Annotated in this window: 12 protein-coding genes; 3 read left to right on the top strand and 9 right to left on the bottom strand. The window is 58.6% G+C overall.

Annotated elements, in window-relative coordinates; genetic code table 11:
- Positions 1-61: 61 nt before the first annotated feature.
- Genes ABLV64_RS20015 through rfaQ form a run of 4 tightly spaced genes read right to left on the bottom strand, consistent with a single transcriptional unit; the run spans position 62 to position 4,378 of the window.
- A complete protein-coding gene (locus ABLV64_RS20015; protein WP_004205064.1) occupies positions 62-1,051 on the bottom strand; it encodes a glycosyltransferase in 990 nt (329 codons plus the stop codon).
- A gap of 29 nt (positions 1,052-1,080) precedes the next feature.
- Entirely contained in the window at positions 1,081-2,175 is a 1,095-nt protein-coding gene (locus ABLV64_RS20020) for a glycosyltransferase (protein ID WP_004205063.1), read from the bottom strand.
- 2 nt (positions 2,176-2,177) lie between these two features.
- Entirely contained in the window at positions 2,178-3,305 is a 1,128-nt protein-coding gene (locus tag ABLV64_RS20025) for a glycosyltransferase family 4 protein (RefSeq protein ID WP_060656571.1), read from the bottom strand.
- Positions 3,302-4,378, bottom strand: a complete 1,077-nt coding sequence (rfaQ, locus tag ABLV64_RS20030) for a putative lipopolysaccharide heptosyltransferase III (protein WP_017900048.1) — start codon at positions 4,376-4,378, stop codon at positions 3,302-3,304. Before rfaQ ends, ABLV64_RS20025 begins: the two co-directional genes overlap by 4 nt.
- A gap of 111 nt (positions 4,379-4,489) precedes the next feature.
- Between rfaQ and ABLV64_RS20035 the strand changes: the two genes are divergently transcribed.
- Positions 4,490-5,452, top strand: a complete 963-nt coding sequence (locus ABLV64_RS20035) for a polysaccharide deacetylase family protein (protein ID WP_012540311.1) — start codon at positions 4,490-4,492, stop codon at positions 5,450-5,452.
- An 18-nt stretch (positions 5,453-5,470) separates the two neighbouring features.
- The gene (locus tag ABLV64_RS20040) at positions 5,471-6,550 is read left to right on the top strand and encodes a glycosyltransferase family 9 protein (RefSeq protein WP_235314831.1); all 1,080 of its coding nucleotides are present in this window, start codon (positions 5,471-5,473) and stop codon (positions 6,548-6,550) included.
- A gap of 44 nt (positions 6,551-6,594) precedes the next feature.
- Here ABLV64_RS20040 and ABLV64_RS20045 read toward each other — a convergent pair whose 3' ends face one another.
- From ABLV64_RS20045 to rfaD, 5 genes are read right to left on the bottom strand one after another with little or no spacing between them, the layout of a single operon-like run.
- Positions 6,595-7,764, bottom strand: coding sequence for an O-antigen ligase family protein (locus ABLV64_RS20045; protein WP_017900046.1), 1,170 nt, complete (start codon positions 7,762-7,764; stop codon positions 6,595-6,597).
- The gene (locus ABLV64_RS20050; protein ID WP_017900045.1) at positions 7,742-8,650 is read right to left on the bottom strand and encodes a sugar glycosyltransferase; all 909 of its coding nucleotides are present in this window, start codon (positions 8,648-8,650) and stop codon (positions 7,742-7,744) included. The genes ABLV64_RS20045 and ABLV64_RS20050 overlap by 23 nt, the downstream gene beginning before the upstream one ends.
- Positions 8,650-9,621 (bottom strand): lipopolysaccharide heptosyltransferase RfaC, encoded by a 972-nt coding sequence (gene rfaC / locus ABLV64_RS20055; protein ID WP_004205056.1) that lies wholly within the window; start codon positions 9,619-9,621, stop codon positions 8,650-8,652. The genes ABLV64_RS20050 and rfaC overlap by 1 nt, the downstream gene beginning before the upstream one ends.
- Before the next feature lie 3 nt (positions 9,622-9,624).
- Positions 9,625-10,683, bottom strand: coding sequence for an ADP-heptose--LPS heptosyltransferase RfaF (gene rfaF / locus ABLV64_RS20060; RefSeq protein ID WP_004205055.1), 1,059 nt, complete (start codon positions 10,681-10,683; stop codon positions 9,625-9,627).
- Between the two features lie 8 nt (positions 10,684-10,691).
- Positions 10,692-11,624: an ADP-glyceromanno-heptose 6-epimerase gene (gene rfaD, locus ABLV64_RS20065; RefSeq protein ID WP_004205054.1), complete on the bottom strand. Its 933-nt coding sequence runs from the start codon at positions 11,622-11,624 to the stop codon at positions 10,692-10,694.
- A gap of 213 nt (positions 11,625-11,837) precedes the next feature.
- Here rfaD and kbl point away from each other — a divergent pair, with 213 nt between their 5' ends.
- Positions 11,838-13,031 (top strand): glycine C-acetyltransferase, encoded by a 1,194-nt coding sequence (gene kbl, locus ABLV64_RS20070; protein ID WP_017900044.1) that lies wholly within the window; start codon positions 11,838-11,840, stop codon positions 13,029-13,031.
- Positions 13,032-13,043 lie beyond the last annotated feature (12 nt).

The raw sequence follows: 13,043 nt of genomic DNA on the forward strand, positions 1-13,043 counted from the left end.
AAATTCTAAGCATTTAGCCCGCGTAAAGCTATCTCTTTGGCGGAAACAGCGGGTTTTTGGTCTATCCCGCGTGGCGATAACGCTTAATACGCAGATAACGGCGTCCCAGGCGCCAGCGTAAACGGAAAGTACAGGCGTTTTTCCAGATTAACCGCCAGATACCGCGGTCGAAGAATTCTTTAATAATAACATGCTTTTTCGACTCATCTTTCATGCTGTCGAAGGTGTGGATGATCCCCAGGCCTTCTTTGGCGATCTGCCAGCGACAGGCGGCGATATGGCGCACTTTATCCGGGTAACGCTGGTTGATCGCCTCCAGCATCTCCAGAATTTTCATGTAATGGCGCGCCGAACGCATCAGCGTGTCGTCGTTGTCCGGCTTATGCGATACCGACTCAGAATGGATGTAGTAATCATAGAATTGCTGACTGGTGTACTGCACGCGCTCCGCGGCCAGCAGCGCCTCGGTGGTCCACGGGATATCCTGATGGCGCAGGCCGGGCTCGAAATGGAAGTGATGCTGGCGGATAAAATCGTGGCGATAGATATTGAGCCAGGTGACGTGCAGAAATTTCCGCGAGTCCAGGGCCTGCTTGAGCCAGACATGGCCCGGCAACACGCCGGTCGAGGGCAAGCGATCCAGCGGGAAGATCGGGTGGCTCTCGCGGCGCTTTTCGTACACGTAGGTGCCGTTGCAGGTGGCGACATCGAGATGTGCTTTCTCGGCCATTTCCAGCAGCGTGCGATACATGCCCGGATAGAGTTTATCGTCGATGTCCGGAAACGCGAGGTACTTGCCGCTGGCGGCGGCGAGGCCGGTATTACGCGCGACCGAGACGCCCTGGTTTTCCTGCTCCAGCACCTGGACGTTCTGCAGCCGATCCCGCCATTCGGCGATCACCGCCAGGCTGTTGTCCGTCGACCCATCGTTCACCAGGATCAGTTCATAGCTGTCCAGCTGCTGCTGTTCAATGCACTCAAAGAATTGCGCAAGAAATTTCTCACCGTTGTAGACGGCAGCCACGATGCTCAGTAAAGGCGTTTGACTCATAAATCTTCGATCCTGGTTAACTAACGGCGTCAGGTGCGCTGCAGCTGACGGTACTGCTGACAAATGGACACGACGCTGAATTTTTCCAGCGCGGCATCGTCGATGGCCGGCGGGTTATGGTAAATGCTTTGCATCGTCTGAGCCAGCGCCGGACTGGTGAGATCCGCCAGACCGCGGGCAAGTTCGCCGGTGAGGATCTCGGTGACGCCGCCGGGGCAGCGGGTGCTGGCGACCGGGGTATGTAACAGCAGCGCCTCCACTACCACATTGCCGAATCCTTCGCTATCCGAGCTCAAAACCAGCATCCGCGCGCCTTTGATCCACGGTAAGGGGTTTTTCTGAAAACCCTTGAACCACACCCGGTCTTCAATCTCAAGCGTTTTGGCCAGCTGGCGCAGGCGTTGCTCTTGCTCCGGTTTCCCCTGTCCTAACAGCACCAGCGGCGCGTCAATGCCGCTTTGCGCGTAGGCTTCGAGCAGGCGGTCGTGACGTTTACCGGGATGGAAGCGGCCGACGTGAATCAGGTAGTCGCCGTCCGGGCGCTCGCTGTCGGCTTCCGCTTCTGCGCGCAGGGCGGCGATATCGAAGGGGTTATAGATGGTTTTCAGCTGCGCCGGGCGTAGGGCGAAGGCTTCCACCAGATCGCGCCCCACGGCGTCGGAAACCGCCACCACGTTGCGCCCCTGGTAAATCCGCTTAATTTTCTGCTGCTTCATCCAGCGGTCAAAGCCGGTACGGTGACCGAGATAAGAGGCCGAGAAGACGCCGTGCAGGCAGAACCAGACGTTGCGCTCGCGCAGCGCCCGGCTGCGGGCGACGATGCGGTCGGTTTTATGCAGGTTGGAGAGTACAAGGTCAAATTGTCCCTGCTGCTCGGCCCGGATGATCGCGGCGTCCAGCTGGCGGGCGCGGCGGGACAGCTCGGTTAGCTTGCGCCAGGGTTTGCGGCAGCGATCGGCCACCACCTGGTAGTCGAGCCCCTCGGGCAAGGGGTACTCGCAGACGTCGCGTAGCGAAATGAGTGATACCCGATCGCCGTCGCGCAGGAACTGTGCCGCCAGGGTCAGGACCACTTTTTCCGCGCCGCCGCCGGGCAATCCATCAATCACAAATAAGATGCGCATCGTTATTTCACCAGATCCTGATAAAGGGAAAGCAGCTGGGTGGAGAGGCGCCCGCTGGTGCAGGCCATGATGCGCTCGCGGGCGCGGTCGCCTTCCACGGAGCCCAGCGCGCGGGCGGGCAGGGCCATCACCGCCTGCTGCAGCGCCGGGATATCCAGGGCGTCGCAGACGTAACCGTTGTGGCCGTTGACGATAAACTCCGCCCCGCCGCAGCCGGTGGTGGTGATCACCGGCAGACCGCAGGCCATTGCCTCGAGGATGACGTTGGGGAACGGATCGTAGAGGGTGGGCAGCAGCAGGCCATCGGCCATCTGATAGAACGGCAGCGTTTCCGACTGCATGCCGAAGAAGCGCACCCGCGCTTCGCAGTTCAGGCTCTTCGCCAGCGCCTGGTAACGTGGCTGATCCTTATCTTTGCCAACCACCAGCAGATAGCGATCGGTCGGGGCGATGGCGCGGATCGCCGCCGCCAGCCCTTTACGCTCAAAGCCGGAGCCGACGTAAATCAGGCAGGTTGCCTGCAGCGGCAACTGCCATTTGGCGCGTAAGGCGGCAAATGTGTCTTCGCCCGGCGGCAGGAAGCGCTGGTTATCAATGGCGTTATAGATAACGTGGATCTTGTCCGCCGGCAGGCCAAAGTCTTCGATGATCTCGCGCTTGATCATCTCGGCGTTGCAGATCACCCCGCGCAGATGCGGGTCTTCGTACATCTCGCGCTCCGCCTGCATGACGTAGCGGTGGTAACGGTCGGCAAACAACAGGCGGCTTTTCCAGGCCGGTAAAATGCGCGAGCGCTGTTGCAGCCAGCGGCGATGAACGCCGTCGCCGGCGCGGTAGAGATCGCAGCCGGGAATACGCTCATGGCTCTGCACCAGGTCGAAGGACTCGCGCTGCCAGAGCGCCCGCGCGGCGTTGGCAAACCCACGCTCGCGGCTGATGCGCCCCCATTTGCGCGGATTACAGATATGGATCTGCCAGTCGGGCTTCACCGGTCCCTGCCATTCGCGGGTGATGACGTTTAACTGCAGATGACTGCTGTCGAGGGCTTCCAGCGCGCGGGAGACAAACCGTTCTGCGCCGCCGTCCGGGCGGTACTTCTGCCGCACCAGAGCCAGCCTGAATTTACTCATGCCAGTACCTTTTTCGCCGCCGCGATCACGGCGTCGGTAGGAATTAAATCGAGATAACGTTCGTCGGTGTTGGTGTTGATGGCGTCCGGGTCGGGCAGCGGTCCGAAGTCGCCGGCCCAGATCACCTCGCCTTTCGCCTGCCACGGACGCCAGAAGGTCAGCTTCGAGGGGCCGAACAGGGCGACCAGCGGGGTGCCGAGAGCCGCTGCCATATGCATCGGCACCGAGTCGACGCCGATAAACAGCCGGGCGTGATCGATCACCGCCGCCAGCTGGCGCAGCGTTAACTGACCGGCTAAAGAGTGCAGCCGCGCCTGCGGGCAGCCGGCGATGATGGTCTCCACCATCTGCTTCTCTCTGTCGTCGGGGCCGGAGGTGAGCACCACCGCGTACCCTTCGGCGGACAGCGCGTTGATCAGGGCGCTCATCCGATCTTCGCGCCAGCATTTAAAGAACCAACGCGACGTTGGCTGGATGACGATGTAGTTATCCCGGAAGTCCTCCGGCAGCAGGGCGCGGCTGGTGGCCCAGTCTGCTTCGCTGTAGCCCATCCGCGCCGGCGCGTCGTTCAACTGGATACCGAGCGGAGCGAGGATAGAGAGATTCTGCTGTACCGTATGCAGCTGATTATGCTGTTGGGTGGCGGCCAGCGCGGTGTGGCAATAGCGCCAGAACGGGTGGCGACGCTTCGGAAAATCAAAGCCGATCCGCGTCGCGGCGCCGGTCAGTTTGCTGATAATCGCGCTCGGCCACTGGTCGGCAAGGTTAAGCACCATATCGTATCGCTGCTGGCGCAGCGTCTGAATGAGCTGCCATTGCATCTTCAACTGATGCTTTTTCCCCTGCTTTTTCCAGCGGCGGTCGAGACCATAAATTTGGTGAATATCGGGGTTGGCGGCGAGCATATCCCGGGTCTCTTCATACAGCAGGACATCCACGCAGGCGGCGGGGTACTGCTGTTTCAGCGCGTGAATAAGCGGGGTGATCAGCAGCATGTCGCCATGATGGCGCAGCTTAATGACCAGGATCCGCGCCGGGTTCAAGGGGCTGCGGGAGAGGGTTTCAGGCGTCATACTCTGTTCTTCATCCAGGATAAGGGTTCCGATTCTAGGGGATCAGACAGATTGAGAGAAGCGTTGTATTGCTCTACCATGACCCGATACGTATGGCCTGAGGACGTTTTCGTGCACAATCCCGCATTTCTCATCACGATTGATACAGAGGGCGATAACCTCTGGCAAAAACATGACAGCATCACCACCGAGAATGCGCGTTATCTCCCGCGTTTTCAGCAACTTTGCGAAAAGTATGGCTTTAAACCGGTCTATTTGACCAACTATGAAATGGCCATCGACCCCTTTTATATCGAATTCGCCAGAGACGTGATTGCCCGCGGCACCGCGGAAGTCGGTATGCATTTGCATGCCTGGAACAGCCCGCCGACCGAGCCGCTAACCGCCGACGACTGGCGGCATAAGCCTTATCTCATTGAATACAGCGATGCCATGATGCGTGAAAAGGTCGACTATATGACGCATCTGCTGGAGGACACCTTCCAGACCAAAATGGTTAGCCATCGCGCCGGGCGCTGGGCCTTTGACGAGCGCTATGCGCGTCTGCTGGTGGAGCACGGTTATCAGGTGGATTGCTCGGTGACCCCGCGGGTGAACTGGAAGACCGCCAAGGGGGCGCCGCAGGGCGATGGCGGGACCGATTATCGCCGCTTCCCGCAGCATGCCTATTTTCTCGATGAAAATGACATCAGCCGCGAAGGCCACTCGCCGCTGCTGGAAGTGCCGATGAGCATTCAGTACAAGCACTCCGCGTGGATGAACAGCGTGAAGCAGGGCTACGACCGCCTGCGCGGCAAAGTGCGTTCCCCCTCCGTACACTGGCTGCGACCGATGGGCGGCAATGTGGAGACGATGAAAAAAGTCGTCGAACAAACGTTGACGCAGGGCAATGACTACGTGGAATATATGCTCCACTCTTCAGAGTATATGCCCGGCGGCAGCCCTACGTTCCAGAATGAACGGGATATTGAGCGTTTATACGCTGACCTTGAAGCCTTTTTTAGCTGGCTGGCGCCGCAGGTGAAGGGCATGACGTTGGCAGAATATTACCAGCGGAAAATCACACAGCGCTAACACAGCTCAAGGTACCGTATGCGTATCCTTAAACAATTGACGCGGAAAAAGAACGCTTTTTTCCGCGGCATTAAATTTAATTTAATTAACTATCGATACAGAAATAAGCCGGCGCGCAAACCCTTCGACCCGGTCCCCGTGTGCCGCGTGCTGCTATTGCGTCTGGACGATAAAGTCGGCGATATGGTGGTGACCACCGGCTGCGCCAGAATACTGGCCGAACGGGGATATCAGGTTTCGGTGTTAACCGGACCAATATGCTGCGAAATATTAGCCGGCTCAGAATTCATCGAGCAAGTATATTTATATCGACCACGCATGCCCTTAAATACGTTACGGGCGGCGGGTTTTGATGCGGTTATCGATTTTGATGACGTGACCAGCTATGAACGTTTTAAATTACTCGCCGATTTACGGGCGACCAGCGTGATTGGGTTTAATAAAGAGCCCTATAAACTTTACGATCATTCGATCGCTTTTTTTGACAGCAACAGCCATATTTCCCAGCGCTATAAACAGGTGGTGAAGCTTTTTGGCGTCGTTGACGACCAGCCATACGACTATCATCTCCCTGGCTGTCGCCATGAGCGGGAGAAGGTGGCGCGCTTGCTTTCCCAGGCCGGAGAGGTCGCACTGCGCATCGCCATTAACCCTTTTACCGCCTCCGAAGATAAAGACTTCTGTCGTCATCAGGTGGCGACCCTGGTCGAGCGGCTACATGCTCTGCCTTACCGGGTCTGTATCGTGATGGTGGGGCGCAGTGAGAAGATTCAGCAGCTGGGGCTGGATATGGCGCTGTACATCGCCGACAGCACCATCAACTCCGCCGTGGAGGTGATCCGCAGCTGTGATTTAGTCATTACGCCGGACACCTCGATCGTGCATATCGCCCGCGCCTTCGATAAACCGATGGTGGCGGTCTATAACAAACGTAAACTCAAGGATACCGGCCTGCCCGGCTATCATATCTGGGCGCCGGGCTATGACAAAGCGAGGCAGATCGTCTGTGAAGAAGCGAATGTCGCCGATGTGGCGATTGAGTCGGTGTGGCCGGTGATTAAAGAGCAGGCCGACCGGCTGGTCGCCGCCCGCAGTTAATATAAAAGTGACTATAAAAAAGGGCCGTCAGCGGCCCTTTTTTGTTAACGCTTTTCCGCCAGCCCTTTGCTGAGCGCAATGCCCAGCGGCAGCCAGAACAGCACCCAGGTCTCCCGGGGGTTGCTGATGATAAACATCCCCTGCGAGGCCATAAACACCAGGGCGTAAAACAGGATCGCCAGACTGTAGCGGCTGTCGGAGCGGCGCTTGCGCCACGCCTGCCAGAGTCCGCAGGCAATGACCGCCAGCAGCAGTAGTAAACCCACGATGCCGCCTTTCAGCAGCGCGCCCATATACACGCTGTGGGTGGTGGTGATGTGTTCGCCGCTGTAGTTGATGAAATCCAGTTCATAGCTGAAACCGCGTCCCAGCCAGGGCTGGCTGGCCATCTCCGACAGCGTATGGTGCCAGATACTCAGACGCAGCCCGCTTTGGGTGCCCAACTCTTCGAAACGGGCGAGCAGCATGTCGCCCACCGGCGTCATGACCAAAAGCAGAGCCACCAGCACGGCCAGCGCCGCGGCGATCAGCAGGTTGCGGCGGGTGAAGACGTGCAGATGCAGCGTACAGCCGACCGCCAGCACCAGGGCGATGATCGGCCCGCGGCTTTGGGTCAGCAGCATCATCACCAGCATGATGGCCACCGGCAGATAGAGCCAGTGGCTGGCTTTTTCTTTCAGTAGCATGCCGCAGATTAAGATGCCGATGCCGCAGTATCCGGCAAGGTCGATAACGTTTGTTGGCCCGGGGTTCTCGGGGGAGACCGCTCGTTCGGTGAGGACCAGCGTGTGGTCGAACATCAGCGTCCACAGCGAGAGCACGGTGATCCCGCCAACCACCGCCAGCATGGCCAGGCGGCGGGTTCGTTCGTCGCTAAGCAGCATCGCCATCAGCAACAGATAGCCCGTCAGATACACACCGTGGGTGATCGGCGAATCAATATGCTGCGGCGTATGGCCCCACAGGTTACTGAGGGCGTAATAGGTAAAGAAGGCCGCCAGCAGCGTCCAGGTCTGCCACTGCTCGCGTAACACGTCGGCCAGCGCCTGGCGATTTTCCTGGCGTACCAGCGACAGCAACAGCAGCAGGATCGATAAATGCAGCAGATTATTGGTCCGGGTGGACATACAAAAAATCGCGCTGAAAAATAAAAACAAAGGAAAGACAATCGAGTAACCCTGTCGGGCGAAGTTACTCACTTTTAAAGTACTCATTAAACGCAACCTTTTCGAAAATAGTATCCGGTACAGCGCTTTCTGGGGAAAAATTAATCACCCGGATCTGGCGTTGCTGCAGTACCTGCGCGGCATGCGCAAAGGAGGGCATGACGAGGGTATCCACTTTTGTTGCCAGGTAAGAAGGCAATTTTTCTTGTTGTGTTTCGTAGAATCGCGGCTGGTTAAAATTGGTCATATCCAGGCCGCTCACCAGGATAGTATTGAAGCCCAGCCAGGCGAGAACTTGCAGCGCCCAGTAGACCACCGTACCGGCATCGAAGACGCCCTGGCGAATATCGGTGCTAAAACAGATATCCGGGCGCTGGGGATGAAAGCACATCGCCGGATTCTGCTGGTAAGTGCGCTTTATCGCTTCGCTGGCGACTTTCGGCTGGTAAATCTTATAGCAACCGTCCTCAATCAACGCCAAACGGCAGCGCAGCGCGTCCGGATAGCGATCGACGATTTTGGCGATCCCATGCATGGTGGTGAACAGCAGAATGTCCGGTTGGCTGACGATAGCGCGGATAATGTCCGGCTTCTTATCGAAAAACTCCATGTCGACGATGGTATAGAGCGAAAAGTGCAGGCGGTCGGCAAGATGCCAGGCGCCATTGACGCCCATCACTGGGATCGTTTTCGACAACAGGGAAAAATCGATATTGCGGGTCGAAGGGCCGGTGGCGGTCAGCAGGACTTCACCCTGCATGCTGTTTTTCAGCGCGCTCAGGCTGACCAGCGGCACCGTTTTCCCTTTATAGCGCAAAGCGCTTATTTCGCCGCTCGGCGCGCGGGTGATGCGGGTAAAAGGCCACAGATTTTCATTGTGACGATAAGCGCGAGGGCGGGTGTAGCGATAGATCTGCTTAAACAGAGATCCCATCAGAGCAGCCCCTGATTGTGCAGAAGAAGATGAACCCGGCTGGCGGTAATATCGCCGGTGCTGGCGCTGTTTTCCGGCCGCACGATGTGCTGGTTTTTACCGTATCCGCCAATCAGCCCCGGATCGGTCGGGCCGTAAAGCGTGAAGTTCGGTTTATCCAGCGCGGCGGTCAGATGACTGAGGCCGGTATCGACCGAGACGACGGCCCGGGCGCTGGCCAGAACCTGCGCTACCTGCTCAAGGCTCATGCGCGGCAGCACTTCAACATACTCCCGGCCTTCCGCCAGCCGCTTCGCCCGCGCCTCTTCGTGCGGGGCGCCCCACGGCAGCTTAATGCGGACGCCACTGTCGGCCAGCAGATCGAGCAGCTCCTGCCAGCGGTTTTCCGGCCAGTGCTTATCGTCGCGGGTGGTGGCATGCAGGAACACCAGATAGGGGGCGGCAGCGCTAGCCTCGTGCTGCAGGAAATGGCGCGCAATGGCGTAATCCCCCTGGGTTTGAGGTTTCGCGTATCCGAGACTTTTGGCGAACAGCTCGCGGGTACGCTCCACGGCGTGCTGCTGTTTCGCAATGTGGTGGCGGCGGTTGTAAAACAGGCTGGCCAGCGGCTCGCGGGCCGTTTGCCAGTCCATACCATGCTTGACGCCGTGCGCCAGGCGGGTGACTAGCGCAGCGCTTTTCACCAGCCCCTGGGCGTCGATGATGGCGTCATACTTTACCGCCTGGACGGCCTCGCGAAAGGCTTTACGCTCCGCTTTGATCGGCGCGGAGAACCAGGCTTTACGCCAGCGGCGGATCGCCACCGGGATCACCCGCTCGACGCTTTCATGCCAGGAGGGGATCTGCGCGAAGCCTTCTTCCACTACCCAGTCGAAGCGGATGCCGGGGATAGCCTGCGCGGCGTCGGTCAGCGCGGGCAGCGTGTGCAGCACGTCGCCCATCGATGAGGTTTTTACAATCAATACCCGCATCCGCTACGCTTCCTCGTGCCCGGTTTTATCCGTCAACAATTCATTCAGCTCTTGCAGGACGCGCTCTGGCGTAATGTCGATCAGGCTCTGATGATAGCCTTCGGCGGCATCGCCTTTGCGCACTTTGTGGTAGCCGCTAATCAGGCGGATCACGCGCGCTTTATGCGACAGCGGCGGGGTAAAGTCCGGACTGCTCGGGCCATACAGCGCCACCAGCGGGCGGTCCAGCGCCGCGGCGACGTGCATCAGCCCCGAATCGTTAGTCACCACCGCTTTACAGGCGGCAATCAGGATCACCGCCTGCTCCAGCTGGGTTTCACCCGCCAGATTCCGGCACCAGGCCTGCTGCTCGCTGCTGAGGGCGGCGATGATCTCTTTGCCGGCCTCGTTATCTTTTGCCGAGCCAAATAGCGCAATCTGATAACCATCGTCGATGAGCTTTTTCGCCAGCGCAGCATAGTGATAGTGCGGCCAGCGTTTTGCCGGGCCGAACTCCGCGCCGGGGCAGAAGCCGATGATCGGCCGATCGTTGGACAGGTTAAAGGCGCTGCAGGCCTGCGACTTTTCCCCTTCGTTGACCTGCAGCTGCGGCCACAGCAGCGGCTGCGGCAGATCTTTGGCGCAGCGCATCACGCCGTTGTCGTAGGCCAGCGCCACGTAGCGTTCCACCATCAGCGGCCAGGCGTCTTTGTCCAGCACCCGGGCGTCGTTGAGCAGGCCGTAGCGCATCTCGCCGCGCCAGCCGGTGCGCAGCGGGATGTTGGCAAAGAAGGGGACTAATGCCGATTTAAACGAGTTCGGCAGCACGTAAGCGCGATCGTAGCGACGCTCGCGCAGGCTGTGCCCGAGCTTGCGGCGTTCGCCGATAGCCAGCGCGCCGTGGCCCAGCGGCATCGGGATCGCTTCGTTCACTTCCGGCATGCGCGATAACAACGGACGACACCAGGCTGGCGCCATCACGTCGATAATCGCCTGGGGATAGCGCGCCCTGAGCGTACGATAAAGACTTTGCGACATCATCATGTCGCCCACCCAAGACGGGCCTACCACCAGAATTTTCATGTTATCTCTTACGCGCCCCGATTCAGCCAGGCCATATACTCCGTTACGCCTTCGGCAACGGTTTTGAACGGTTTGTCATAGCCCGCTTTACGCAGGTTAGTCAGATCCGCCTGGGTGAACGCCTGGTAGCGGCCTTTCAGTTTGTCCGGGAACGGGATGTACTCGATGCTGCCTTTTTTGTGGTACGCCAGGGTCGCATCGGCGACGGCCTGGAAGGATTCCGCGCGGCCGGTGCCGAGGTTGAAGATGCCGGAAACGCCGTTTTCCCAGAACCACAGGTTGACGTCAGCCACGTCGCCGACGTAGACGAAGTCGCGCTTGAAGCCGTCGCTGCCTTCGAACAGTTTCGGACTTTCGCCATTATTCAGCTGGGTGTTGAGGTGGAAAGCGACGCTCGCCATGCTGCCTTTGTGGCCTTCGCGCGGCCCGTAGACGTTGAAGTAGCGGAAGCCGACGATCTGCGAATTGGCTTCAGGCAGGATCTGACGGACGTATTCATCGAACAGGAATTTGGAGTAGCCGTAGACGTTCAGCGGCTGCTCGTACTCGCGGGACTCGATGAAATCGCTGGTGCGTCCACCGTAGGTGGCTGCCGAAGAGGCGTACAGGAACGGAATTTCGCGCTCCAGGCAGTAGTGCAGCAGCTCTTTGGAGTACTGATAGTTGTTGTCCATCATGTACTTGCCGTCCCACTCCGTGGTGGAAGAGCACGCGCCTTCGTGGAAGATAGCGTCAATGTCGCCGAACTCTTCGCCTGCCATAATCTGGATCAGAAAGTCTTCTTTATCCATGTAGTCAGCGATGTTCAGGTCAACCAGGTTCACAAACTTGGTGCCGTCTTTCAGATTGTCGACAACCAGAATGTCGGTAATGCCCTTGTCGTTCAGCGCTTTAACGATGTTGCTGCCGATAAAGCCTGCGCCGCCGGTTACGATGATCATAACTGTACCTTTGAAGTTGAGAGCCCGGAGACAATCCGGACATGAATGCTCATATCATATCACCACATGAGCAAGCCTACAGCCATTCGCAGAATAAGGTGCTGGGCTGACGTGATTTATGCTGCAAATAATTCATTCAGGCATGCATCATCTCGTATCAGCGTATAGCTTTGGGTAATATGTGCCAAATTTTGCCGAATCTGGAGAGTTGCAATGCGTGGTGATTTCTACAAACAGTTAACTAGCAATCTGGAGACCGCTCGGGCCGAAGGCTTGTTTAAAGAAGAGCGCATCATCACCTCGGCGCAGCAGGCGGACATTACCGTCGGCGACAGCCACGTGATTAACTTCTGCGCCAATAACTATCTGGGTCTGGCCAACCACCCGGCGCTGATCGACGCGGCGAAATCCGGTATGGACAGCCACGGCTTCGGGATGGCCTCGGTACGCTTCATCTGCGGCACCCAGGATACGCATAAGCAGCTGGAGAAGAAGCTGGCCGATTTCCTCGGTATGGAAGACGCGATCCTCTACTCCTCCTGCTTCGACGCCAACGGCGGCCTGTTTGAAACGCTGCTCGGCCCGGAAGACGCCATTATCTCCGACGCCCTGAACCATGCCTCTATCATCGACGGCGTACGCCTGTGTAAAGCGAAACGCTTCCGCTATGCCAACAACGACATGCAGGAGCTGGAAGCGCGCCTGAAAGAAGCCCGCGACGCCGGGGCGCGTCACGTGTTAATCGCCACCGACGGCGTCTTCTCGATGGACGGCGTGATCGCCAACCTGAAAGGCGTATGCGATCTGGCGGATAAATACGATGCGCTGGTGATGGTCGATGACTCCCACGCCGTCGGCTTCGTCGGCGAAAACGGCCGCGGCTCCCACGAATACTGCGATGTGATGGGGCGCGTCGATATCATCACCGGTACGTTGGGTAAAGCGCTGGGCGGCGCCTCCGGCGGCTACACCGCCGCACGCAAAGAGGTGGTCGAGTGGCTGCGCCAGCGTTCCCGTCCGTATCTGTTCTCCAACTCTCTGGCGCCGGCCATCGTGGCCGCCTCCATCAAAGTGCTGGAGATGGTCGAAGAGGGTGCAGACCTGCGCGATCGCCTGTGGGCCAACGCGCGTCTGTTCCGTGAAAAAATGACCGCGGCAGGCTTCACTCTGGCGGGCGCCGACCACGCCATCATTCCGGTGATGCTGGGCGAAGCGGTGGTGGCGCAGAACTTTGCCCGCGAGCTGCAGAAAGAAGGGATCTATGTCACCGGCTTCTTCTATCCGGTGGTACCGAAAGGCCAGGCGCGTATTCGCACCCAGATGTCGGCGGCGCATACCCCTGAACAAATTGAGCGTGCGGTGGAAGCCTTTACCCGCATCGGTAAACAACTGGGCGTCATCGCCTAATAAGGGTGTGAG

This window comes from Klebsiella sp. JB_Kp031 (assembly GCF_040064295.1).
Lineage (GTDB): Bacteria > Pseudomonadota > Gammaproteobacteria > Enterobacterales > Enterobacteriaceae > Klebsiella > Klebsiella quasipneumoniae.

Bases quoted from the DNA above. Each gene is read 5' to 3' on its own strand.
- ABLV64_RS20015 (WP_004205064.1), bottom strand. From the start codon at position 1,051: ATGAGTCAAACGCCTTTACTGAGCATCGTGGCTGCCGTCTACAACGGT.
- ABLV64_RS20020 (WP_004205063.1), bottom strand. From the start codon at position 2,175: ATGCGCATCTTATTTGTGATTGATGGATTGCCCGGCGGCGGCGCGGAA.
- ABLV64_RS20025 (WP_060656571.1), bottom strand. From the start codon at position 3,305: ATGAGTAAATTCAGGCTGGCTCTGGTGCGGCAGAAGTACCGCCCGGAC.
- rfaQ (WP_017900048.1), bottom strand. From the start codon at position 4,378: ATGACGCCTGAAACCCTCTCCCGCAGCCCCTTGAACCCGGCGCGGATC.
- ABLV64_RS20040 (WP_235314831.1), top strand. From the start codon at position 5,471: ATGCGTATCCTTAAACAATTGACGCGGAAAAAGAACGCTTTTTTCCGC.
- ABLV64_RS20045 (WP_017900046.1), bottom strand. From the start codon at position 7,764: ATGAGTACTTTAAAAGTGAGTAACTTCGCCCGACAGGGTTACTCGATT.
- ABLV64_RS20050 (WP_017900045.1), bottom strand. From the start codon at position 8,650: ATGGGATCTCTGTTTAAGCAGATCTATCGCTACACCCGCCCTCGCGCT.
- rfaC (WP_004205056.1), bottom strand. From the start codon at position 9,621: ATGCGGGTATTGATTGTAAAAACCTCATCGATGGGCGACGTGCTGCAC.
- rfaF (WP_004205055.1), bottom strand. From the start codon at position 10,683: ATGAAAATTCTGGTGGTAGGCCCGTCTTGGGTGGGCGACATGATGATG.
- rfaD (WP_004205054.1), bottom strand. From the start codon at position 11,624: ATGATCATCGTAACCGGCGGCGCAGGCTTTATCGGCAGCAACATCGTT.
- kbl (WP_017900044.1), top strand. From the start codon at position 11,838: ATGCGTGGTGATTTCTACAAACAGTTAACTAGCAATCTGGAGACCGCT.